This is a genomic window from uncultured Acetatifactor sp. (assembly GCF_948601915.1).
In the GTDB taxonomy this organism is placed as follows: domain Bacteria; phylum Bacillota; class Clostridia; order Lachnospirales; family Lachnospiraceae; genus Acetatifactor.
This window is the reverse complement of record NZ_CAPDXS010000082.1, coordinates 1-23,975: the sequence shown is the minus strand read 5'-3', so window position 1 is coordinate 23,975 and position 23,975 is coordinate 1. Positions and strand designations below refer to the sequence as shown.

General features: G+C 58.3%; 17 protein-coding genes. 15 read left to right on the top strand and 2 right to left on the bottom strand.

All coding sequences use genetic code 11. From position 1 onward, the window contains the following. Positions 1 to 2,700: glycoside hydrolase family 2 TIM barrel-domain containing protein (locus Q2B33_RS14585; RefSeq protein ID WP_300914083.1), on the top strand; the 2,700-nt coding region annotated here is incomplete at its 5' end. 131 nt (positions 2,701 to 2,831) lie between these two features. On the opposite strand, the gene Q2B33_RS14580 is transcribed toward Q2B33_RS14585, so the two are convergent. Then, entirely contained in the window at positions 2,832 to 3,629 is a 798-nt protein-coding gene (locus Q2B33_RS14580) for a hypothetical protein (protein WP_300571062.1), read from the bottom strand. A gap of 260 nt (positions 3,630 to 3,889) precedes the next feature. Here Q2B33_RS14580 and Q2B33_RS14575 point away from each other — a divergent pair, with 260 nt between their 5' ends. From Q2B33_RS14575 to Q2B33_RS14540, 8 genes are all read left to right on the top strand, one after another. Continuing rightward, a complete protein-coding gene (locus Q2B33_RS14575; RefSeq protein ID WP_300571065.1) occupies positions 3,890 to 4,786 on the top strand; it encodes a hypothetical protein in 897 nt (298 codons plus the stop codon). A gap of 83 nt (positions 4,787 to 4,869) precedes the next feature. Then, entirely contained in the window at positions 4,870 to 6,189 is a 1,320-nt protein-coding gene (locus Q2B33_RS14570; protein WP_300571068.1) for a phosphoadenosine phosphosulfate reductase, read from the top strand. Next, the gene (locus tag Q2B33_RS14565) at positions 6,190 to 6,714 is read left to right on the top strand and encodes a ParB/RepB/Spo0J family partition protein (RefSeq protein ID WP_296475089.1); all 525 of its coding nucleotides are present in this window, start codon (positions 6,190 to 6,192) and stop codon (positions 6,712 to 6,714) included. It begins immediately after the preceding gene. Positions 6,715 to 6,957: 243 nt separating this feature from the next. Continuing rightward, the gene (locus tag Q2B33_RS14560) at positions 6,958 to 8,013 is read left to right on the top strand and encodes a LacI family DNA-binding transcriptional regulator (RefSeq protein ID WP_300571072.1); all 1,056 of its coding nucleotides are present in this window, start codon (positions 6,958 to 6,960) and stop codon (positions 8,011 to 8,013) included. Positions 8,014 to 8,521: 508 nt separating this feature from the next. After that, entirely contained in the window at positions 8,522 to 9,490 is a 969-nt protein-coding gene (locus Q2B33_RS14555) for a sugar ABC transporter permease (protein WP_300571075.1), read from the top strand. 16 nt (positions 9,491 to 9,506) lie between these two features. Then, positions 9,507 to 10,430, top strand: coding sequence for a carbohydrate ABC transporter permease (locus Q2B33_RS14550; protein ID WP_251206165.1), 924 nt, complete (start codon positions 9,507 to 9,509; stop codon positions 10,428 to 10,430). A 129-nt stretch (positions 10,431 to 10,559) separates the two neighbouring features. Further along, on the top strand, positions 10,560 to 12,260 hold the full coding sequence (locus tag Q2B33_RS14545; protein ID WP_289766865.1) for a DUF3502 domain-containing protein: 1,701 nt from the start codon (positions 10,560 to 10,562) through the stop codon (positions 12,258 to 12,260). Between the two features lie 247 nt (positions 12,261 to 12,507). After that, positions 12,508 to 14,253 (top strand): beta-galactosidase family protein, encoded by a 1,746-nt coding sequence (locus Q2B33_RS14540; RefSeq protein WP_300571083.1) that lies wholly within the window; start codon positions 12,508 to 12,510, stop codon positions 14,251 to 14,253. Between the two features lie 189 nt (positions 14,254 to 14,442). Here the strand turns inward: Q2B33_RS14540 and Q2B33_RS14535 are convergent, their stop codons facing one another. Next, positions 14,443 to 14,916: a hypothetical protein gene (locus Q2B33_RS14535; protein ID WP_289766863.1), complete on the bottom strand. Its 474-nt coding sequence runs from the start codon at positions 14,914 to 14,916 to the stop codon at positions 14,443 to 14,445. Positions 14,917 to 15,224: 308 nt separating this feature from the next. Here Q2B33_RS14535 and asnS point away from each other — a divergent pair, with 308 nt between their 5' ends. From asnS to Q2B33_RS14505, 6 genes are all read left to right on the top strand, one after another. Continuing rightward, entirely contained in the window at positions 15,225 to 16,616 is a 1,392-nt protein-coding gene (gene asnS, locus Q2B33_RS14530; protein ID WP_296475101.1) for an asparagine--tRNA ligase, read from the top strand. Positions 16,617 to 16,711: 95 nt separating this feature from the next. Then, positions 16,712 to 18,064, top strand: coding sequence for a C40 family peptidase (locus Q2B33_RS14525; RefSeq protein ID WP_300571089.1), 1,353 nt, complete (start codon positions 16,712 to 16,714; stop codon positions 18,062 to 18,064). A 111-nt stretch (positions 18,065 to 18,175) separates the two neighbouring features. Then, positions 18,176 to 18,946, top strand: coding sequence for a serine hydrolase (locus tag Q2B33_RS14520; RefSeq protein WP_300571092.1), 771 nt, complete (start codon positions 18,176 to 18,178; stop codon positions 18,944 to 18,946). Positions 18,947 to 19,031: 85 nt separating this feature from the next. Next, complete coding sequence (locus Q2B33_RS14515) at positions 19,032 to 19,877, top strand: C40 family peptidase (RefSeq protein ID WP_300571095.1); 846 nt, start codon at positions 19,032 to 19,034, stop codon at positions 19,875 to 19,877. A gap of 91 nt (positions 19,878 to 19,968) precedes the next feature. Next, the gene (gene trkA / locus Q2B33_RS14510) at positions 19,969 to 21,327 is read left to right on the top strand and encodes a Trk system potassium transporter TrkA (protein ID WP_300571098.1); all 1,359 of its coding nucleotides are present in this window, start codon (positions 19,969 to 19,971) and stop codon (positions 21,325 to 21,327) included. Positions 21,328 to 21,359: 32 nt separating this feature from the next. Next, positions 21,360 to 22,808 carry a TrkH family potassium uptake protein gene (locus Q2B33_RS14505; RefSeq protein WP_300571101.1) on the top strand — a complete coding sequence of 483 codons (1,449 nt, stop codon included), beginning with the start codon at positions 21,360 to 21,362 and terminating at the stop codon, positions 22,806 to 22,808. Positions 22,809 to 23,975 lie beyond the last annotated feature (1,167 nt).

The window sequence follows — 23,975 nt, the reverse complement described above, 5'->3', positions numbered from 1 at the left end:
GGAAAAAGCCTGCGTGTGGTGTTCGATGGCGTCTACAAGAACAGCCAGGTGTGGTGCAACAGCTATTACCTGGGCCGGCGCCCCTACGGCTACAGCACCTTTTCCTACGACATCACCCACGCGGCGGCCTTCGGCGATGAGGAGAACGTGCTCAGCGTGAAGGTGGTACATACGGATCTGGCGGATTCCAGATGGTTCACGGGCAGCGGCATCACCAGGAAGGTGACGCTGATCATAGAGGAGCCTGCCCATCCCGCGGAATACGGCGTGCTCTTCCGGGCGGAGCAGGTGGAGGCGGACGGGACGGATCCGGAGCGCGGGATCGGCAGGGCCCGGATCGTGGTGTGCCATCGGACGGAAGAGATGGAGGGGCTGTCTACAGACCGGGGAGCGGAGCGTGTCATAGAGGGCATTCTGCCCGGAGCGGGGCGCACTGTGCTGCCAGCCCTGCCCGAAAGGGACATGGCGCAGAGAGACGGGCGCACCGGGCAGAAGAGCGATTGGGATGGGCCCGATACGGAACAGGCCGCCCTCATGCGGATGCAAATGGGCCTGGTTCGGATCCGCACGGCCCTGATCGGCGCGGAGGGGGAGACTGTCCTGACCATGGAGGGCGTGACCGGTACAGGAGGGGAATGCATCCTGTCCGGAACCCTGGAGCGGGCCAGGCTCTGGTCGCCGGAGCACCCTTACCTGTACACCCTGCGCACATGGTATAGGACAGAAGGGGCGCGTCCGGCGGAAGAGGAGCTTTCCGAGGAGGGGTTCTACCTGGCGGACGAGACCCGGGTGGGCATCCGGGGAATCGCGTTCGATCCGGACAGAGGCTTTTTCCTGAACGGCGCGGAGACCAAGCTGAAGGGCGTCTGCGTCCACCATGACGGAGGCGCACTGGGGGCGGCCATGGAGCCGGAGGTCTGGCAGAGGCGTCTGGAGACCTTGCGGGAGTGCGGCTGCAACGCCATCCGCTGCAGCCACAACCCCCACATGCCGGAGCTCTACGACCTGTGCGACAGGATGGGCTTCCTTGTGATGGACGAGGCCTTTGACGAATGGGAGAACGCCAAGAACAAATGGTCCACCGGGCACAATGTCTATCCGCCCGTCCACGAGGGCTATTTCGAGGCCTTCCCCGCCTGGCACGAGGCCGATTTGCGGGCCATGGTGCGCCGGGACAGGAACCACCCCAGCGTCGTCCTGTGGAGCATCGGCAATGAGATAGACTATCCCAACGACCCCTACTGCCACCCCTCCTTCGCCTCCATGACAGGCAACAACGATGCCCACAAACCGGCGGCGGAGCGGCAGTATGACCCCAATAAGCCCAATGCTCTGCGGCTGGTGTCCATAGCGGATAAGCTGGAGCAAATCGTCCGGGAGGAGGACGATACCCGCCCCGTGACGCTGGCGGCGGCATTTCCGGAGCTGTCCTCAGAGACCGGGCTGTTCCGGGGGCTTGACGTGGTGGGCTACAATTACAAGGAGCATCTGTACGCCAAGGATCACGGCAGGTTTCCGGAGAAGCCCTTCCTGGGCAGCGAGAACGGCCACGGCTATGGGGCGTGGCTGGCGGTGCGGGACAATCCTTACATCAGCGGGCAGTTCCTGTGGACGGGCATCGACTATCTGGGCGAGGCCAGGGGATGGCCCGTGCACGGCTCCCCCGCCGGGATACTGACCTGTGCCGGGGACAGGAAGCCGGAATTCTACCGCCGGAAATCCTTCTGGCAGAAAGCCCCGGTGCTGGCCATTGCCACCAGGCGGGCTTCGGAGGGCGAGGAGGACTGGCTGCCCATGGAGAGCCACTGGAACTATGAGCCCGGGGAGGAGATTCTGGTGAAGGTGTACTCCAACCTGCCCAAGGTGCGGCTGGTGCTGGAAGCCTGGGAACCAGGAGGGCAGGGCGGAATGGCTGGCCTGCCGGTATCCGGTGCGGAGGGAACGGAAGCCGGGGAGTCCCATGCGGAGGCAGCGGGGGCTGTACAGAGGGCTTCAGGGGAACAGAAAGAAGCACAGCGGGATGTGGCTGCCGCCTTGCAGGAGGCAGCCGCAGGATTGGGGCAGAGCGCGGGAACCGGGCAGGAGGTTGGCGTGCTGGAGGGCTACAACGGGGACGGCGCGTACTGCTTCCGGGTATCCTACAGGCCGGGCACGCTGACGGCCTTCGGATATGGCACGCCGGAAGGAGCTGCCCGGGCAAGCCTATCCCAGGCCTGCAGCAAAGATGCGGAACCGATTTGTTTAGGACGCTCTGCCGACAATGAGGCCGAGTTGGATATGGCTCGCGCATCCGGAGCCGATGCGGCGGCATCCTGCAGCCTTTCCACCGTGGGCTGTGCGGCCGGGCTGGACTGTGGGGTATGGCAGCAGCCGGACGCGCTGACCGGTCGCGGCTGGGAGGAGGCCTCCGGGGAACCGGGCTATCTGTACCAGCTGGAAATCGGCCTGCGGGACGAAAACGGCAGGCCTGTCAGCTGGCAGGAGCGGCTGCTCACCGTCACCGTGGAGGGAGCCGGAGCGCTGGCCGGGCTGGAGAGCGGGAACCTGGCGGACGTGACGCCCTACAGCCAAAACAGCCGGACTACCTTCCGGGGGAGGCTTCTGGCCTTCGTGCGCCGGAACGGGCAGGGGGAAATCGTGGTGAAGATTGCCATGGAAGAGGGAGGCGCCTGCATATCCCGGACCCTGCACGGAGCATAGGCCGGGAAGAAGCCTCCTTCTGGGAAGACACCTGCGGTTCCCAGATTTTGCCCGGAGCATGGACTTCTTGCGAGGGCAGCCTTGTGCGAACGGACAGCCCTGCCCCTTCCGTTGAGGGAAGGGCTGTCCCGTCAATGTCCTGCGATGATGTCCAGCACCTGGTCCAAGTCCCACCGTTTCGCCGGGAGGATGACGGCCCGCTGCCCCACCACCTCCCGCAGGATGCGCAGCTCCAGCTGCTGCCTGTGACGCAGGTGCCGGATCAGGTCGTCGAAGCCCTGATACCCGTGGGCCTTCCCGTAGGGGGAGGCGCTCAGGTAATCCAGCATCAGGGGATACCACCAGGGATTCCCCTGCTCGTCCGAGCGTTCCCGGCAGATGATCCGCGTGCTCTCCTCCAGATCGGCATCGTACAGATACAGCAGCAGGAAGTCCTCCAGATGGATATCGTTGAATAACCGATGATAAAAGGATATGATTTCGTCATCCTCTAGCTGCTGGTACAAGATCAATTCTTCCACGATATTCTGCAGGAAAGCGCATTCGAACAGGTATCCGCTTCCGGAAAACCTCCGGTACCTGTCCCGGATAATCCGCTCCAGCTCCTCCGGGGATTTTCTGTTGTTGTAGATTTCATACTGCTCCATGTCTTTGTGGAAGCCGGGAATGTCCGTGAGGATCGTGGTATAGGTGACGATGTAATGGCCGTCCTCCCGGAAGGTATGGGCCTCAATCTCCCCGCGCAGGCTCCCGTAGCGCTCCAGCGCCGCCAGATAGTCCGCCTCTGTCATCCAGGTGCACCAGGACAGCTCCACAGGAGAATAGTCCCCCTCCCGGCATGCATGGAGCTCCGGCAGCCTTTCCGCGATGGCCTGCAGCAGGGTGGACTTGCCCATGCCCTGTATCCCTTCTATGAAAATATTTTTCATGAGCTGCCGCCTCTTCTCTGCCTTACGATGGGAGCATTTTATCATGAATGGCCGAAGAATGTCAATTTCCTGTTGAAATGGCCACCAAATCGTGATACAATCTGTGTAAAGCAGATATCATTCGAGACATGGTCTGGAATAATCCATAGTTCTTGCAAAAAGCATTCTATGCAAAATTCCTGCTTTAAAAAATCAACATCAAATGAATACAGAGGCAGGAGTTTTCGCAAAGGTCTCCTGCACGGACAGGAGGCGGACAGATGGCACAGAAGGATATCCTAGAGAAGATTCTGATGGCGCATGGAGACGTGTTCGCGGATTGTGTGAACGTGTTCTTGTACGGAGGGCAACCGAAGCTGCGGGGAGGGGATTTATGTCCTGCTCCCACGGAAAGCTTTTATCAGGGGAAGGCAGGGAAGCGCAGCCAGTTCTGCGACAGGAGCTTTTTTCAGATGGAGGGCGGACGGGTGAAGGCGCAGTACTTCATTGAGAACGAGACGCGGCTGAAAAGGCGGCAGGCCCTGCGCAAGGCATCCTATCAGGGCGGGTCGTACCGGGAGCAGCTGGAGCTGAAACAGCCGGTGTATCCCGTGATCGGCATAATCCTGAACTGGACAGGGAGGAGGAGCCGGATACCTTCGAGCCTGCGCAGGCTGTTGGCTTCGGAAGGGGCAGACATGGAGGCGCTGCGGTTCGTGGACGATGTGACGCTGAAGCTGTACCATATGAGGAACCTGTCCAAAGAAGTGCGGGACAGATTCACCAGCGACATGGGGTTCGTGGTGGACTATCTGAACACAGGAAGCTTCGAGGGACGGGGACAGCAGAGAATTGTCCATGGGGAGGCGCTGTGCGAGATGATGGAGGCGCTGACCGGAGATGCCAGGTTCACGGATATGATAGGGAACCTGCTGGAGAAGCAGGAGGAAGGAGAGGGAATCGTCATGTGCGAGTATATCGATATGCTGGAGGCGAAAGGAGAAGCCAGAGGCAAGGAGATTGGCAAGGAGATTGGCAAGGAGATTGGAGAGGGCCGCCTGGCCTCCCTGCTGTCAAAGCTTTATGCCCTGGGAAGGGACGAGGACGCGAAGCTGGCCGTAAACGACAGGGCAGCCAGGGGACGGCTGTACGAGGAGCTGGGGATAGCCGGCGGCTGAGGGACGGAACCAGCAAAAGCGCCTTGACACATCCTGTGGAATCACTTATGATGGTGGAGCAGTCAGGAAAGAGGGGGAGAGCGTTGGAGAAGAAGTACCTGGACATCAATGTATATGAAGCACTGCAGGAACGCCTGGACTATATTTTCCGGGAATTCGATAACATATATATTTCCTTCAGCGGCGGCAAGGACAGCGGTCTGCTGCTGCATATGGTCATGGACTACATAGAGCGGAACCGGATCCGGAAGAAGATAGGCGTCTTCCACCAGGATTTCGAGGCCCAGTACCAGGTGACTACGGAATATGTGGAGAAAGTATTCGAGATGTACCTGTCCAGGACCGAGCCCTACTGGGTGTGCCTGCCCATGGCGGTGCGCACGGCACTGAGCAGCTATGAGATGTACTGGTATCCCTGGGACGATACCCTGCAGGAGAGCTGGGTGCGCCCCCTGCCCAGGAAGCCCTATGTGATCCATATGGGCAGGAATCCCTTCACCCTCTATAAATACAAAATGCTGGAGGAGGATCTGGCCAGGCAGTTCGGCAGGTGGTTCAAGCAAAAGCACGGGAACCGCAAGACCGTATGCCTGCTGGGGATGCGGGCGGAGGAGTCCCTGCGCCGCTACAGCGGCTTTCTGAACAATAAGAACGGTTACCAGGGGAGGTGCTGGATTTCCAGGCAGTTCAAGGATGTGTGGACGGCCTCCCCCATGTATGACTGGAGCACCTCCGATGTGTGGACAGCCTATTCCAGGTTCGGCTACCCCTACAACAGGCTGTACGACCTTTACCATAAGGCAGGGCTTCTGCCCACCCAGATGCGGGTGGCCTCGCCCTTTAACGATTATGCCAAGGAATCCCTGAACCTGTACCGGATCCTGGAGCCCCAGACCTGGACCAAGCTGGTGGGGCGGGTGCAGGGGGCGAATTTCACCTCCATCTACGGGAAGACCAAAGCCATGGGCTACCGGGACGTAAAGCTCCCGGAGGGCCATACCTGGCAGTCCTATACCAGGTTCCTCCTGGACACCCTGCCGGAGAAGCTGCGGGCGAACTATATGAAGAAATTCCAGACATCCATGGACTTCTGGCACAATACAGGAGGCGGGCTGTCGGAGGAGACCATCCGGGAGCTGACGGAACACGGATACAAGATTGAACGCAACGGCGTTTCCAACTATACGCTGGACAAGAAATCCAGGATCGTCTTCAAGCAGGAGATTCCGGACCACACGGATGACATCAGGAGCACCAAGGACATCCCGTCCTGGAAGCGCATGTGCTACTGCATCCTGAAGAACGACCATCTCTGCAGGTTCATGGGCTTCGGGCTCATGCGGGAGGACAAGAAGCGGATCGAGGCTATCAAGGAGAAATATCAGAACATGGAGGGCGTTTAAATGGCATATCGCAGTCCGGTCTACGATGTGGAGAGGGTACCTTTCGAGAAAATCGAGCCCAACAGCTACAATCCCAACGCGGTGGCGCCGCCGGAGATGCGGCTTCTGTACGACAGCATCAAGGAGGACGGCTACACGATGCCCATCGTGTGCTATTACGATAAGAAGAGGGACGTCTATATCATCGTGGACGGCTTCCACCGTTACCGGGTGATGCGGGACTATCCGGACATCTACCGCAGGGAGGAGGGCATGCTGCCCGTGACCGTGATCGACAAGCCGTTGGACCAGCGCATGGCCAGCACCATCCGCCACAACCGGGCCAGGGGCTCCCACGATGTGGAGCTGATGAGCAATATCGTGCGGGAGCTCCATGAAATCGGCAGGAGCGATGCCTGGATCTCCAGGCACCTGGGGATGGAGCCGGACGAAATCCTGCGCCTGAAGCAGATCACGGGGCTCACGGAGCTGTTCCGGGACAAGGAGTTCGGCAGGGCGTGGGTGCCGGAGGAGGCCGATGAGTGACGAGGGCAGATGCAGCATGAATTTGGCCTTTTTGTGCGCCGCCTGCCTTGTTTGCGGCTGTTGCTGTTCACTCGGTGCCGCCGCGAGGTGTTTTCATGCGTATTTTGCATGAAAATCCCGAGACAGGCTTGTGCGACAGTGGGAGCATTCAGAAACTCTCTTGACATACAGCACGAAAGATCATATGATGAAAGGGGGGAGGAAAGCGGTTTCAGGAAAGAGGGTAAAGAAGAGGTACTGCATATGGACGTAGGCAAAAAAACAGGTGGGAAAAGCATCACTATCTATGACATAGCAAAGGAAGCGGGGGTATCCCCCGCCACGGTCTCCCGGGTGCTGACGAACAGCGCCAGGGTCAGGCCGGAGAAGAAGCAGAAGATTCAGGAGCTCATCGAAAAATATAATTTCACGCCCAACGCCATGGCCAGGGGCCTGTCCGACACCAGGAGCCGGGTCATCGGCATCATCGCGGCGGATGTGAGGAACCCTTTCTATTCCGAGGTCTTCGTGGCCTGCGAGCTGGCGGCCAGGAGGCTGGGGTACACGGTCCTGCTGTGCAATTCCCTGGGGGAGGCCGGACTGGAGCGGCAGCAGCTGGAGAAGCTCCAGGAGCAGCGGGTGGACGCGGTGATCCAGATGGGCGGCCGGGTGGACGACCTGGTGTCGAATCTGGAGTATGTGGAGTTGGTGAACGCCATGCCGGAGCGGATCCCCATGGTGATCAACGGAAAGCTGGACGGCACCCAGTGCTTTCAGGTGCAGATCGACGCCAGGAAGACCATGGACCTGCTGATGGAGCATCTGATCGGCCTGGGCCACAGGGAGATCGCGCTGGTGGGCGGCCGGGCGGACGTGCTGTCCACCTTTGAGAAGATACAGCGGTACAAGCAGCTGCTGAAGCAGAACCAGATTCCCTTCAGGCCGGAGCTGGTGCAGGAGGCGGGGCACTATAATGACGCGGGGGCCTATGCGGAGATGAACAGGATGTTGGATGCAGGAATCGTTCCGACGGCGGTGATTGCCATCAACGATTACTCCGCGGCAGGCATCGCCCGCAGCCTGACGGAGCACGGCTACAGGATACCCGAGGACATCTCCCTGGTCAGCTACGACAATACCTACATCGCCGAGATGCTGATTCCCAAGCTCACCAGCATCGACTACGACTACGGGAACCTGGGACGGAAGCTGGTGGAGACCGCCATAGGGGCCCTGGAGGGGAAGGAGATTCCGAAGCTGCAGATGCTGGAGCCTACCTTGGTGGTGCGGGAGAGCAGCGGCCCGGCCAGGGCGCTGTAATCCGCTTGCCATTGCAGGCATCCCCCCGATGCCGAAGCGCTACCGTGGGGACAGTGGATTACAGGCGGCTCATACATCTAGCGGAAACAGGCGCCGTCCCGCGTGCGGGGATAGCGGTGCGGAGCGACACAGCAGAATACGGTGAATCATGAATGGGCCTGGCAGGATGACAGCGACTGCCAGGCCCGCTGCATGCCCTGAGGAAGCGGATGGCGGGGAGGGGCTGGCGGATGAAAATCAAATGAATTCATGATACCGATTGCAGGGATAAAATCGGAAAGCCGAGAAAGAGAGGTTGGAATATCCTCTCTTTTTTAATGCCTGGAAAAGTGATTGTGGATAATATACAAAAAAGAGATTGGAAAACTGTATATAACTTCCAAAATTGATATGAATCCGAAAATATATATTGACATTTTTCAATTACAATGATACCCTGAAAACATGAAACCGATTGCAGAACAAGCAATCTGTTTACATGAAAAAAGGAATGGGAGAGTGAGAGCACATGTCCAAAATCAAGCAGGAATCAAAACCCGCGGTTCAAGTGAAGCAGCTTACACTGTGGGAAAAGATTGTCAGGCATCGCATACTGATTCTTATGTGCCTGCCGGCAATCATCTACTTTATCGCCTTTAGTTATGCGCCCTTGCCGGGCATCTGGGTAGCTTTCGTCAAGTACAACTACCGGGACGGTATATTCGGAAGCAAATTCATCGGACTGGATAATTTCGAGTTTCTGGCCACTTCGGGAAAACTGCTGGAGCTGACCAAGAACACGGTTCTGTACAATCTGGCGTTCATCCTGCTGGGCAACTTTCTGGCGGTGTTCGTGGCAATCCTGCTGAACGAGATTCAGAGCAAGTGGTTCAAGAAAGCCTCCCAGACGGTGATGTTCCTGCCCTACTTTATCTCTCAGGTACTGGTGGGCATCCTGGTCTTTTATCTGCTGAACTATGATACCGGTCTTGTGAACGGAATCCTGAGGAACCTGGGGGTGGCTGAAGAGTCGCTGTGGCAGCCCTATTCCACGCCGGGGGTGTGGCCGGTGCTGCTGGTCATCATCTATCTGTGGCAGCAGACGGGATACAACTCCGTGGTCTACTTCGCGGCCATCTGCGGCATCGACGCCGAGATGATGGAGGCGGCGAAGGTGGACGGAGCCAACGGCTTCCAGAGGATCCGCTACATACTTCTTCCCAGCTTAAAGCCTACGATAGTGGTACTGCTGCTCTTCGCACTGGGCGGCATCGTGAAAGGAAACTTCGGTCTGTTCTATAACGTGGTGGGCACCAACCCGCTGCTGTACAGCACCACGGACATCATCGAGACCTATGTGTACCGCGCTACCGTGGCAGAGTTCAACTTCTCCAGAGCATCTGCCGTAGGCCTGTACCAGTCCGTGATCGGCTTTGTAATCGTCATGGTGGTGAACACCATCGTGAAGAAGATTGATCCCGACTATTCGCTGTTCTAAAGGAAGGAGGAGAAAAATGGCAAACCAAGACAAAGACTTAATGGAATCCGGTGCCAAGGTGAAGCTTGGCACATCAGATAAGATAATCAGAGGCTTCGGATATGCATTCGTCACGTTTTACGCGATCTGCTGTATCGTGCCTTTCCTGGTCATCATAGGCACGTCCTTCGCCAGCGAGTCCGTGGTCCGGGCGGAAGGGGTACAGATTATCCCCAGCGAGTTCAGCCTGGAGGCCTATAAAATGGTCACCAAGAGCGGCGGCATCTGGAAGTCCTACCTGCTGACCATATTGATGACGGCGCTGGGGACTACCGTGGGCCTGTCCATCATCTCCATGACGGGCTACGCGCTGCAGAGGAAGGACTTCTCCTTCCGGAACGGGATTTCGTTCTTCATCTACTTTACCAGCCTGTTCCAGGCAGGTCTTGCGCCTTACTACCTGCTGATGACCCAGACCTACCACCTGACGGACAACTATCTGGCGGTGGCGCTGCCCCTGCTGATGTCGCCCTGGCTGATCATATTGATGAAGAACTTCGTGAAGGCCATCCCCCACGAGATTACGGAGTCGGGCAAGATAGACGGGGCCGGGGACTTCAAGATATTCACCTCATTGATTCTGCCTATGCTCAAGCCTGCCCTGGCCACCATCGGCCTGTTCCTGGCTCTGAGCTACTGGAACGAGTGGTACCAGTCCTCGCTGTTTTTGAGCTCCAAGGTGGCTGTGAAGCCCCTGCAGTATACGCTGTACGAGATTGTGAACAAGAACGAGGCGCTGAAGAACTCTGTGGCAGGGCAGTACATCAACCTGGCGGACATCCCCCAGGAGACCGTGAAGATGGCCAACGCGGTGCTGGCCACCGGCCCTATCGTGCTGCTGTATCCCTTCGTGCAGAAGTACTTCATCAGCGGCATTACCGTAGGCGCGGTGAAGGGCTGACGCCGAGACGTGTCCGGATAGCGCAAATTTGAGAGAAATCGGAGAGGATAATGATAAATAGCTCCTGCGGGAGCCCCATAAGGCCCCCGGGAGTTATCTATAAAACCATAATGAAATGGAGGAAAAAAGATGAAAAAGAAAGTAATTGCAGCATTGCTTGCCGCAACGATGGTTCTGGGCATGACGGCCTGCGGCGGTGGCGACACGCAGAGCTCCGCGCCCGCTGAATCCAGTGAGGAGAGCAGCGCGGAAGAGTCTTCCGAGTCTTCTGACGCTTCTGACGCGGGAGAAGAGGAGTCCTCTGCCGAGGAAGAGTCAGCAGGCGGCGAAGAGGCGGCCGGCGGGGATATCGACACCTCCGAGCATGTCGTCATCAACTACATGACCACAGGCGACGCGCCCTCTGGAGAAGCCAAGGAGCGTCTGGACGAGATGATGGCAGAGCTGAACGCGATCCTCACCGAGAAGGTGAACGCGGAGCTGGAAATCTACTACATTTCCTGGACGGATTATCTTTCCAACTACAACCTGACACTGGCCCGTATGGACGGCACCGTAGACCTGGTAGGCACCGCTTCCGACTGGCTGGATGCATGGCCGAACTCCAAGAACGGCGCTTTCATAGAGCTGTCCGAGGAGATGCTGCAGACCTATGCGCCCAAGACATGGGCCAGCATTCCCGCTGAGAACTGGGAGATGTGCAAATACAACGGTGAGATTTACCTGATTCCTGAGGACAATTACGCGCAGTGGACCAACCACGGCTTCACCTATCGTCTGGACTGGGCGAAGGAAGCAGGATTGGCTGACGGCGTGCACAGCTGGGAGGACATGACCACCTACTTTAAGTGGGTGAAAGAGAACAAGGCCGACATCACCCCCTGGGATTCCGACGGAACACAGTATGCCACCATGGTGGGCGGCTGGATTTCTTCCCATTCCAACTATATCGCCATCGAGGGCATCAACTCCGGCGCTATGTGGGGCGGCACCAAGGACGATCCCTACACCATCTATTCTCCTTACATGACCGACACGGATTCCCTGGTGGAGTTCGCGAAGATGATGAAGGAGTGGGACGAAATCGGTGTATGGAAGACCGACGTGCTGAACAACACCACATCCACCAACCGTGACGACTACCGCATCGGCAAGGTCGCCGCAGAGCAGCACCATACCCAGACCTGGACCGACCTGGTAAGCCATACCGAGGCCAACAAGATCTATCAGGAGGACGAGAATGCTGAAAGCGGTTTCTTCTACTTCGGCGAGGAGACCCAGAATGTAGTGGCCCTTTCCATCACCCACGGCGCAATGGCCGTGTCCGCAGGCAGCGCCAACCCTGAGAGGGCTCTGATGGTATATGACCTGCTGAGGAACGATCCCGACTGCTATACCCTGTTCAACTATGGTATCAAGGGCGTGTCATGGGATACCAATGACGAGGGCCTGAGGGTCATCCCTGAAGGCTACAACAGCGACACCGACAACATCAACGGCATGACCAACTTCTGGTGGGGACGTAACGACGACCTGGAGGTAAGGGACGCTACCAGGGATTGGGACAAGATTGACGCTATGTACGCAGAGTACGACAAGATTAAGATTCCTTATCAGTACGGCCTGTTCGTGCCTGAGGTGGATTCCATCGAGGGACAGATTTCCAACATCAACGAGGTACACACCAACTACATGAAGCAGATTGCGTTCGGTAAGTACTCCGGAACCGCTGAGGAGATCGTAGCTGAGTACCAGGCTGCCCTGGAAGCCGCCGGCATCAATGAAGTCACAGAGGAGCTGCAGAGACAGATCAGCGCAGTGTATCAATAAGCCGGATATGCTGAAAGCAGAGGGGATTCCTCTGCCAAAGCCGGAACGGAATGCAAAATGTACATGGGAGGGAGCGCCGAAGCCGAGAGGGGGAGGTGCTCCCTTTTTGGCGAACATGTAGCAAAGTCCCTGTTCTTGTCATTTCTGCCATGATATGGTATACTTCATTTGAAACCGGTATCAGCAAGTATCTGTTTTAAAAGAGGTACTATGAAGTTATAAGATTGCGATGGAATGAGAGGTTATTATGAGCACATTTGAAATCAGGGACAATTTCTATCTGGACGGAGAGCCCGTCCGGATCATCTCCGGTGCGGTGCACTATTTCCGGATCGTGCCGCAGTACTGGCGGGACAGGCTGGAGAAGCTTAAGAGTATGGGCTGCAACACGGTGGAGACCTACATCCCCTGGAACATGCACGAGCAGGAGAAGGGGCAGTTTCGCTTCCAGGGGATGCTGGACATCGAGGGATTCATCCGGCTGGCCCGGGAGCTGGGCCTGTATGTGATCGTCAGGCCCTCGCCCTACATCTGCGCGGAGTGGGAGTTCGGCGGCCTGCCCGCCTGGCTCCTGAGAGAGGACGGCATGCGGCTGCGGGTGAGCTATGGCCCCTTCCTGCGGCATGTGGAGGAGTATTACAAGGTGCTGCTCCCGAAGCTCACCCCCTGGCAGTGCACCAAGGGAGGCCCCGTCATCCTGATGCAGGTGGAGAACGAGTACGGCTATTACGCCAATGACCGCGGCTACCTGGAGGAAATCAGGAAGCTGATGCGCCGGGGCGGCGTGGAGGTGCCTTTGGTGACATCGGACGGCCCTTTCCCGGAGAGCCTGAACGGAGGGAAGCTTCCGGGCGCCTTGCCCACAGGGAACTTCGGCTCCAGGACCGAGGAGCGCTTCGGGACGCTGCGCCAGTACACGGAGGGCGGGCCTCTGATGTGTACGGAGTTCTGGGTGGGCTGGTTCGACCACTGGGGCAACGGGGGACACATGCGGGGCAACCTGGAGGAGAGCGTAAAGGATCTGGACAAGATGCTGGAGCTGGGCCATGTGAACATCTACATGTTCGAGGGCGGCACCAATTTCGGCTTCATGAACGGCTCCAACTATTATGACGAGCTGACCCCGGACGTGACCTCCTACGACTATGACGCGGTGCTCACCGAGGACGGACAGATTACGGAAAAATACCGCCGCTACCGGGAGGTCATCGGGAAATACGCTGCGCTGCCGGAGATGGAGTTCTCCACGGAAATCCGCAGGAAATCATACGGTACGCTGGAGGCCTGCGAAAAGGTGAGCCTGGTGTCCACTTTGGACAGCATCAGCAAAGGGACGGAGAGCGTCTGGCCCCAGTCCATGGAGCGTCTGGGCCAGAACTACGGCTATATCCTTTACCGCACCACGCTGCACACGGAGGAGAACCTGGAAAAAATCAGGCTCTGGGGTGCAAACGACAGGGCGGACATCCTGCTGGATGACAAGCTTGTAGCCACATTGTACGACAGGGAGCTTCTGAAGGAGCGGGAGCTGAACCTGCCCGCCCGGCGGGATGCCAGGCTGGACATCCTCATGGAGAACATGGGCCGGGTGAACTTCGGCCCCTATATGGAGCGCCAGCGCAAGGGCATCGACCAGTGCGTGCAGATCAACGGGCATATGCACAACCACTGGGTGCAGTATCCGCTGCCCCTGGACAATGTGGACAAGGTGGACTTTGACCGGGAGTATCTGCCCGGCACGCCGGCGTTCTACCGTTTCGTCTTCAATGTGGAGGAGATTGGGGACACCTTCCTTGACTTCGAAGGATGGGGGAAGGGCTGCGCCTTCGTGAACGGATTTAATATAGGAAGATTCTGGGAGATAGGGCCCCAGAAGCGGCTCTACATCCCCGGCCCCCTGCTGAGAGAAGGGGAGAACAAAATCATCCTCTTCGAGACGGAGGGGAAGGCCCCGGGCACCATCGCGCTGCAAGGCGAGCCGGACATAGGATAGGGCTGTGGATTTCCCGGGGACTCTGTTCATCCCATGTTGAATCAGCCGGACATGGGATGGCGCACAGGCCTGCCCGCCATGGGGTTCCTCCGCGGGCCCCGGGCGCGGCAGACCGGATGCCGATAATAGAAAACGGTGCGATTCTCTTGCGGGATTGCACCGTTTTTCTCGTTCCTTGATGCTCCAACCCTATTTCAGCGGCTTCGCCCCCGCCTTCTCCTGGGCGGCCTCCAGGGCCCTGCGGAAACGGCTCTTCTTCTTAGGGGGAGCCATCTCCACCTTGCCGTGGAGCCCACGGACGCTGAGCACGTAGAGGCCGCTGACCACGGCCTTGACTTCCTTCTTCACGGGCACGGAATCGAAGATTTTCTCATCGCAGATCAGGGACATGATCTGGGGCCCCACCTTGACCTTGACGATGGGGAGCTTGGAGCGGCGCATGAGCTTCGGTGTCTGGTCTAAGACCATCTGGGGCAGCCCCGCGTCCTTGAGCCGCATCCGTTTCTTGTCGATGATCAGCATCGAGACGGTCTGCTTGTTGGCCTCCAGCATCTCCTGCTGTTCGGCCTGCTTCTTCTGGGCTTTCCTTCCGAGGAAATACAGCACGGCGATTAGCGCGGCCAGCACCGCGACCACAATCAATACAATTATCCATGGGTTCATAAACAATGGGCCTCCTTGCGTAAGATTGTCTTTTTGTTACTGTTCACGGCTTCGCCGCTCACAGCAACATGATGCACACAAAATGAGCAAAGTACGCTCATTTTGGCGCTTGCTGTCTCGTGATTTTCGTGCATAATGCGCACGAAAACACTTCGCGGAGGCACCTGTGAACAGTAACGTCTTTTTGTCTGTTTTTCATTTTAGCACAGATAGCTATGGATAAGCAACTAAATATGTGGTATAATTCAAAATTAAAGCGATAAAATGAATAGCGCGCAGGATGCGGAGCGCGCGGAAATGGGGAAACTATGGAATTGACAGACATCAAGGAGCTATACCGTAACCGCGGGGAGTACATCGGCAGGGAAGTGACCATCGGAGGATGGGTCAGGAGCAACCGGGATTCCAAGAATTTCGGCTTCCTGATGATTAATGACGGAACCTTTTTCGAGCAGCTGCAGGTGGTGTACGGGGAGGCCCTGGACAACTTCGGGGAAATCTGCAAGGTGAACGTGGGCGCGGCCCTGATTGTCAGGGGCACCATCGTGGAGACGCCGAATGCCAAGCAGCCCTTTGAGATGCAGGCGGCGGAGGTGACGGTGGAGGGGCCGTCCTCGGCGGACTATCCCCTGCAGAAGAAGCGCCATACCTTCGAATACCTGCGCACCATCTCCCATCTGCGCCCCAGGACCAACACCTTCCAGGCGGTGTTCCGGGTGCGCTCTTTGATTGCTTACGCCATCCACAGCTTCTTCATGGAGCGGGGCTTCGTGTACGTGCACACGCCCCTGATCACGGGCAGCGACTGCGAGGGCGCGGGGGAGATGTTCCAGGTGACCACTATGGATTTGAATGACATCCCGAAGACTGCGGAAGGCAAGGTGGACTTCTCCCAGGATTTCTTCGGCAAGCCCACCAACCTTACGGTCAGCGGCCAGCTAAACGGCGAGACGTTCGCTCTTGCGTTCAAAAACATATATACTTTCGGCCCCACCTTCCGGGCGGAGAATTCCAACACCACCCGCCACGCGGCGGAGTTCTGGATGATCGAGCCGGAGATGGCCTTCGCCGATTTGAAGGACGACATGCTGCTGGCGGAGAGCATGCTGAAGTACATCATCCGGTTTGTGTGTGAGAACGCGCCGGAGGAGATGGCTTTCTTCAACCAGTTTGTGGACAAGGGGCTGTTGGAGCGCCTTAGATCTGTGGCGAGCTCCGATTTCGCCCATGTGACCTACACCGAGGCCATCGATATCCTGTCGAAGCACAATGAGGCCTTCGACTACAAGGTGAGCTGGGGGTGCGATTTGCAGACGGAGCACGAGCGGTACCTCACCGAGGAGGTGTTCAAGCGCCCTGTGTTCGTGACGGACTATCCCAAGGAAATCAAGGCTTTCTATATGAAGCTCAACGAGGACGGGAAGACCGTGGCGGCCATGGACTGCCTGGTGCCCGGCATCGGGGAGATCATCGGCGGCAGCCAGAGGGAGGACAAGCTGGAGCTCCTGGAGCGGCGCATGGAGGAGCTGGGGCTGAACAAGGAGGATTACGGCTTCTATCTGGATCTGCGGAGGTTCGGCTCCGTGCGGCACGCGGGCTTCGGCCTGGGCTTCGAGCGCTGCGTCATGTACCTCACGGGCATGGGGAACATCCGGGACGTAGTGCCCTTCCCCAGGACAGTGAAGAACTGCGATTTGTAGTCTTTCGGCATGGACGGACAGCCCGGCCGGGGAGTTTATGGTTTCTTAATTTTTTAGGGGATGAAAATTCCACGGAAGTGTGGTATGCTTGACCCATGAGAAAATTTAAAAAAACCATCCTTAATTTCATATTGACTATAGGACTGGCTACAGTGCTGGTGGCATCAGGCATTTCCCAGTCCCTGACTGCGGAGGCCACCAGCGCGGGCGAGGTACAGGGCCAGATCGACCAGCACACCAATGAACTGAATAATGCCAATCAGCGGGTGGTGGCCCTGGAGACGGAGCAGGAGATCCTTCAGGAGCAGATCGACGACTTCAATGCGGAGCTTGCCAACACCATGGCCAGCATCGGCGCCATGGAGGATGAGCTTGCCGCCAAGGAGCAGGAGCTTGCCGCCAAGGAGGGGGAAATCGTCGCCAAGGAAGAGGAGATCGAGCGGAAGAAGCAGCAGATCGAGCAGACCCAGGCGGAGTATGAGGCCGCCGTGGCCAGAGAGGAGGCCCAGCGGGAGAATATGGCGGTCTGCGCCCGGATGATGTACGAGCGTGGGGAGGAATCCTACCTGGACGCCCTGCTGGAGGGCAAGGGCCTGTCAGACATCCTGAACCGTATGGATCAGGTGGAGAAGGTGTACCAGTACGAGAACACAGTGCTGGAGGATTATATAACGGTGAAGAACCAGGTGCACGATCTCTGGGACCGGTTGGTGGCGGAGAAGGCTGGTCTGGAGGAGGACAAGGTGCAGCTGGAGACGGACAGGGAGCTGCTGGCCTCGGCCAAGCAGCAGCTGGAAGCGGACAGGGCCCAGCTTCAGCAGCAGAAGTCCTATCTGGACGGCATGCTGGCACAGAAGAAGCGGGAATCCGCCAACTATGAGGAGGAAATCAGACAGGCCAAGGCGGCCGCGGCTACGGCCAAGCAGCTTTTGAAGCAGGATCAGGAGAGGCTTCGGCAGCTCCAGAGCAATAATGGCGGCACGGCAGGGAATGGCAGCGGCACAGGGGCTTCCGCGGGGGGCGCTTCGTCAGGCGGTTCGTCCGGCGGTTCCGGAGGCGGCACGTCCGCCCCGCCTCCGTCCACGGGCTCCGGCACAGGACAGCAGATAGCCGATTACGCCTGCCAGTTCGTGGGCAACCCCTACGTGATGGGTGGCACCAGCCTGACGGGAGGGGCGGACTGCTCGGGCTTCGTCTACCGTGTCTATGCGGATTTCGGCTATAGTCTGCCCAGGACGTCCTACCAGCAGGAGACCGCCGGCGTGGGGGTGAGCTATGAGAGCGCCCGGCCCGGGGACATCGTCTGCTATACCGGGCATGTGGGGATCTACATCGGGAACGGGCAGATCGTACATGCCAGCAACAGCGCCCCATACCCCGCAGGCGGCATCAAGATCAGCAACGCTACATATAGATCCATCGTGGCGGTGCGCAGAATCGTGAATTAGGAAACGCAAATAAGGAAGCGTAAATAAGAAAACGAAGGATCGAACAAGACTGATGAGAAGGATTCCTGCAGGCGGGACGGTTCCCGCGGGCAGGATGGGACAGGAGCCGAGATGGAGAGAGGGGAAATCGAGGAATCATTACGGCATATTTCCGGCAGGACCAGCGTATACTACAGGAACCTGGTCACCGGCGCTACAATCGGCATCCGGGAGAAACTTCCCATGATGGCGGCCAGCGTCATCAAGATTCCCATCCTGGTGGAAGCCTTCCACCAGATTCGGACGGGCGAACATACAAAGAATGAGATATATGTGCTGCAGGAGGGAGATAAAAGGCCCTCCTGCGGCTGTTTGAACCGGATGCACGCAGGGCTTTCTGTGACATACGAGGATCTGTGCAACCTGATGATTATCCTGAGCGACAATTCCGCCACCAACATCCTGATCAGGCTTTTGGGAGGCATGGACAGGATCAACGAGGATTTGCGGGAAATGGGCTATGAGACCCTGCAGGTGAACAGGCTGCTCTTCGACAGGGAGGCTTCCGAGAGGGGCATCCAGAACTATGTGTCTGCGGCGGAGATTGGGGACATGCTGGAGCGGATGTATCGGGGCAATCTGATAGATTTGGAATCTTCCGGGGATATGCTGGATATATTAAAGGAGCAGAGGTTGAACGGGAAGTTCCCCTTCCGGTTCCGGGGCCGGATTCCCATAGCCCACAAGACCGGGGAGGACGACGGCATCACCCATGATGTGGGCATCTTCTATGCGGAGGAGCCCTTTGTGCTGTGCTGCCTGGGGAATGGGACGGACTGCCCGGCCTTCGACCGGTTCATGCAGGACATTGCCTGGCGGCTCTATGAGGAGCAGGGCGGATGATTCGCCGGACTTGTAGTCTGACGGCTGAACGGGAACAGAAAGGGGAGCCGAAGGGCCGCCAGGGGGCGGCAGAATGCGAGGAGATATGAAAGCGATTGCAGGAAAAGCCATAGTGCCCTTACGAGAACGGCCGACCTCCGGGACGGCTTTGGACGATGAGCTGCTCTACGGCATGGTGGTGGAGGTTCTGGAGGAGGCAGCGGACGAGGAGGAAGGGGAGGCTGTTCCCTGGGTGTCCGTCCGGACGCCGTATCGCTATACTGGGTACTGTAAGAAAGAAGACCTGATTCTGGATCAGGCAAGGGTGGCGGCCTGGGAGGCCGGGGAACTGTGCGTGGTCATGCAGGGATTTGCGGACGTGCTGGACGAACCACGGGTACAGGGCGTGTGCCTGGAATCCCTGGCAAGGGGCGGCAGACTCCTGGCGCACAGGGAAGAGGCCACAGAGGAAGCGGGCTGGGTCTGCGTGGAGCTGGCGGACGGCGGGCGGGGATATACCAAGGAGAAGTTCCTGGGCCCCTGTTACAGCGTTCCCTTTACGGCGGACGAGGATGCGTTCCGGAAGCGCTTGGTGGAGATGGCGAAGGGGTACCTGGGCGCCCAGTACCGCTGGGGCGGGAAGAGCACATTAGGCATAGACTGCTCCGGCCTGACCAGCATGTGCTACATGCTCTGCGGGGTCTATATCTACCGCAACGCCGGATACGTGGACGGCTTCGCGGTGCACGAGATTCCCGCGGCGGAGAAGAAGCCGGGGGACCTGCTGTACTTCCCGGGCCACATCGCCATGTACATCGGGGACGACAGGTACATCCACTCCACCGGGAGGAACGGGGACGACGGGGTCGTCATCAATAGCCTGAACCCTGCCCATGAGGACTTTCGGGAAGATCTGCTTAATATGCTGGAGCGTGCGGCAAGCATGTTCTGACGGCGCGTCTGGGGAAGCAGCTTCCTTTGGAGGAGAGAGCCGCGGGCTTTCGCGGGTTTTTATCAATGAGATGAAATGAGGTTTGAAGTCCATGAAGATAATTATAGCCGGCAATGGCAAGATGGGGGCGGCCCTGACCCGCCAGTTGGCCGCTGAGGGGGACGACCTGACTTTGATCGATTCCAATATGAAAGTATTGGAATCCAGCGAGGAGCGCTATGACATCATGGTGGTGCACGGGAACTGCGCTTCCATGGATGTGCTGCTCCAGGCGGGGGTGAAGGAAGCCGATCTGCTGATTGCCATGGCGGGGGCGGACGAGGTGAACCTGCTGTGCTGCATGACGGCCCACGGCCTGAATGCCAATATCCATACCATCGCCAGGGTCTGCAATCCGGAATACACCAACCAGATCTACGCCATGCGGGACATGTTCGCCCTGTCCATGGTGGTGAACCCGGAGAGGCAGGCGGCCACGGAGATCGAGCGCCTTTTGAAGTATCCGGGCTTCCTGAAGCGGGACACCTTCACCAAGGGACGGGTGGAGATCGTGGAGCTGCGGATCGACGAGCGCAGCAAGCTGTGCAATGTGGCCCTGAACGATATGGACGGCATCGTGAAGTGCAAGACTTTGGTCTGCGCCGTGCTGCGGGACGGCAAGGCAGTGGCGCCGGGAGGGAATTTTGTGCTCCGGGCAGGGGACCGCATCTATGTGACGGCATTCACCAATGTCCTGGCCACCCTCCTGAAGAACCTGGGCGTAGTCACCCACAAGGTGAAGAGGGTGATGCTCTGCGGCGGCGGACGGGTCAGCTACTACCTGGCCAACCAGCTGCAGAACAGCGGCATCCAGGTGCAGATCATAGAGCAGAATGCCGAACGGTGCAGGCAGCTTTCGGCCATGCTCCCCTCCACCTGCATCATACAGGGGGATTCCAGCAGCCAATTCCTGCTGGAGAGCGAGGGCGTCTCGGGCTGCGACGCCCTGGCCACCATGACTGGCATGGACGAGCTGAACATGATCATCTCCCTCTATGGGCTGAGCTGCGGCGTGCCCCAGGTCATTACCAAGCTGGGACATATCGAGAATACGGACCTTCTGGGCAAGCTGTCCCTGGGAAGCGTGGTCAGTCCCAAGGAGCTGTGCTGCAATACCATCGTGCAGTATGTGAGGGCCATGAAGAACCAGACGGGAGCGGCCCTGACGGTGCACACCATAGCGGACGGGCAGGCGGAGGCCATGGAATTCCTGGCGGACGAGAGGACCAAGAACTGCGGCAGGACGCTGAAGGAGCTGAAGCTGAAAAAGGGCGTGCTGGTGGTGTGCATCTTGAAGGGTGCGAAGATGGAGATACCAAACGGTGATTCGTATTTTAATATTGGCGATATCGTATATGTGGTCACCGGCAGGGAGAGGACGATCTACCAGCTGAACGATATCTTCGAGTAAAATGAATCTGGGCATGGAGCGTAAGAAGAGACATGAACTATAAGATGATGGGGAAGTTCATCGGAAACATCCTGATGGTGGAAGCCGTATTCATGGTGCCTGCCATGCTGATCAGCCTGTGGGAGGCCGAATTCGGCGCAGTGACGGCCTTCATGTGGAGCCTGGGAGCGCTCCTCCTGGCGGCGGGCGGACTGATGTGGCTGGGCAGGGGCTGTCAGAAAAAGTTTTATGCCAAGGAGGGGCTGGCCTGCGTGGGCTTAAGCTGGATCGCCATGAGCCTGCTGGGCTGTCTGCCCTTCTTCCTGTCCGGGGTGATGCCCAATTACATTGACGCGCTCTTTGAGATCGTGTCGGGCTTTACCACCACCGGAGCCTCCATCCTGCCTGCGGTGGAGGACGTGCCGAAGGGGATCCTCTACTGGAGGAGCTTCAGCCACTGGCTGGGGGGCATGGGGGTGCTGGTGTTCCTGCTGGCCATCTCCTCCTCCGGGGGCAACGGCTTCACAATGCACCTGCTGCGGGCCGAGAGCCCTGGCCCCAATGTGGGCAAGCTTGTGCCGAAGATGAAGAAGACGGCCACGATTCTATACCTGATCTACATCCTGCTGACGGTGCTGGACGTGATATTCCTGCTGCTGGGGGACATGCCCCTGTTCGAGGCGGTCTGCACGGCCTTCGGCACGGTGGGGACGGGAGGCTTCGGGGTGAAGAACGACAGCATAGCCGGCTACAGCCCCTATATCCAGAATGTGTGCACGGTGTTCATGCTGCTGTGCGGCGTGAACTTCAGCTGCTATTATCTGCTCCTGCTGCGCCAGGTGAAGAGCGTGTTCAGGGACGAGGAGCTGCGGCTGTACCTGGGGGCGGTGCTGGGGAGCGTATTGCTGATCGTATGGAACCTGCGGGGGTTCTACGATACCCTGGGGGAGACGGTGCGCCATGCCGCCTTCCAGGTGGTGACCATCATCACCACCACCGGCTTCGCCACCACGGACTACGAGCTGTGGCCCGGGCTGTCCAAGGCGATATTGCTGTGCCTGATGATCCTGGGAGCCAGCGCGGGCAGCACAGGGGGCGGCTTCAAATGCGGCAGAGCCCTGCTGGTGGCGAAGAGCCTCCACAGAAGCGTGCGCCAGGTGGTGCATCCCCAGAAGGTGGAGGTGGTGCGGCTCAACGGCCATCCGGTGGACGAGAAGGTGCTGCAGAACGTCAACGCCTATCTGGCGGCCTATGTGATAGTGACGATTCTGAGCTTCCTCCTGGTCTCTCTGGACGGATTCTCTATTACTACGAACCTGTCTGCGGTATTCGCCTGCTTCAACAATATCGGTCCCGGCTTCGAGGCGGTGGGGCCTACCTGCAATTATGCCGCGTACAGTGATTTCTCCAAGCTGGTGCTGACCTGGGACATGCTGGCGGGAAGGCTGGAGATTTTCCCCATCCTGATACTGGCCACCAGGTCTACCTGGAGGCACCGATAGGGACTATATTCCCGCGGGCAATGAGCCAGGCGGCCGTGCTTGCAGCGGGGTATTTGATTTTCGCTTTACCCTTGCCATAGAGCGGGAACGGATTTATACTGAATCCAGGCATAGGTTTTTGACTGACGGCAGAATCCGGCGGCTGCCGGAGAGGAAAGCTTGTAAGAACAGAAGGAGGGCAATCAATATGATGAAACTGACACCGCCCATGGGATGGAATTCCTGGAACACCTTTGGGGAGCACATCAACGAGCAGCTGATCTTCCAGACCGCGGATGCCATGGTGGAGAAGGGGCTGCCGCAGAAGGGCTACGAGTACCTGGTCATCGACGACTGCTGGTCGCTGAAGGAGAGGGACGGGCAGGGCCGCCTGGTGGCGGATCCGGAGAAGTTTCCCCACGGCATGAAGGCAGTGGCGGACTATGTCCATTCCAAAGGCCTGAAATTCGGCATGTATTCCTGCGCAGGGAACCTGACCTGTGCCGGATACCCGGGCAGCTTCGAGCATGAGTTCGTAGACGCGGAGACCTTCGCGGAGTGGGGTGTGGATTTCCTGAAATACGACTACTGCTACCACAGCCCCATCATCCCCGGAAAGTATCTGTACCGACGCATGGGGCTGGCACTGGAGAACTGCGGACGCGACATCCTGTTCTCCGCCTGCTCCTGGGGCATAGACGAGACCCACGAGTGGATCAAGACCACAGGGGCTTCCATGTGGCGCTCCACAGGGGACATCTTCGACACCTGGGAGTCCATCAAGAACCTGACCCGCCAACAGGAGAAGCTCCATCCCTACAACGGGCTGGGCTGCTTCAACGACATGGACATGCTGGTGGTGGGCATGTACGGCAAGGGGCATGTAGGCCTGCAGGGCTGCAGCGATGTCCAGTACAGGACCCATTTCTCCATCTGGGCCTTCATGGGCTCGCCTCTGATGATCGGCTGCGACATCCGAAATATGAGCCAGGCCGCGCTGGAGATCCTGGGCAATGAGGAGGTCGTCCGCATCAATCAGGACAGGCTCTGCCGCCAGCCGGTGAAGCTGGTGGGCACATGGTCCGGGGATGACCTGCTGCTGTATTCCAGGCAGCTGGAGAACGGCGACATCGCTATCGGCATGTTCAACCTAGATCGGAAGAGCACACGTCTGAACTCCAGTCACCA

Bases quoted from the DNA above. Each gene is read 5' to 3' on its own strand.
- Q2B33_RS14515 (WP_300571095.1), top strand. From the start codon at position 19,032: ATGAAAGCGATTGCAGGAAAAGCCATAGTGCCCTTACGAGAACGGCCG.
- trkA (WP_300571098.1), top strand. From the start codon at position 19,969: ATGAAGATAATTATAGCCGGCAATGGCAAGATGGGGGCGGCCCTGACC.
- Q2B33_RS14580 (WP_300571062.1), bottom strand. From the start codon at position 3,629: ATGAAAAATATTTTCATAGAAGGGATACAGGGCATGGGCAAGTCCACC.
- Q2B33_RS14505 (WP_300571101.1), top strand. From the start codon at position 21,360: ATGAACTATAAGATGATGGGGAAGTTCATCGGAAACATCCTGATGGTG.
- Q2B33_RS14560 (WP_300571072.1), top strand. From the start codon at position 6,958: ATGGACGTAGGCAAAAAAACAGGTGGGAAAAGCATCACTATCTATGAC.
- Q2B33_RS14535 (WP_289766863.1), bottom strand. From the start codon at position 14,916: ATGAACCCATGGATAATTGTATTGATTGTGGTCGCGGTGCTGGCCGCG.
- Q2B33_RS14565 (WP_296475089.1), top strand. From the start codon at position 6,190: ATGGCATATCGCAGTCCGGTCTACGATGTGGAGAGGGTACCTTTCGAG.
- Q2B33_RS14550 (WP_251206165.1), top strand. From the start codon at position 9,507: ATGGCAAACCAAGACAAAGACTTAATGGAATCCGGTGCCAAGGTGAAG.
- Q2B33_RS14555 (WP_300571075.1), top strand. From the start codon at position 8,522: ATGTCCAAAATCAAGCAGGAATCAAAACCCGCGGTTCAAGTGAAGCAG.
- Q2B33_RS14545 (WP_289766865.1), top strand. From the start codon at position 10,560: ATGAAAAAGAAAGTAATTGCAGCATTGCTTGCCGCAACGATGGTTCTG.
- Q2B33_RS14525 (WP_300571089.1), top strand. From the start codon at position 16,712: ATGAGAAAATTTAAAAAAACCATCCTTAATTTCATATTGACTATAGGA.
- Q2B33_RS14540 (WP_300571083.1), top strand. From the start codon at position 12,508: ATGAGCACATTTGAAATCAGGGACAATTTCTATCTGGACGGAGAGCCC.
- Q2B33_RS14575 (WP_300571065.1), top strand. From the start codon at position 3,890: ATGGCACAGAAGGATATCCTAGAGAAGATTCTGATGGCGCATGGAGAC.
- Q2B33_RS14520 (WP_300571092.1), top strand. From the start codon at position 18,176: ATGGAGAGAGGGGAAATCGAGGAATCATTACGGCATATTTCCGGCAGG.
- asnS (WP_296475101.1), top strand. From the start codon at position 15,225: ATGGAATTGACAGACATCAAGGAGCTATACCGTAACCGCGGGGAGTAC.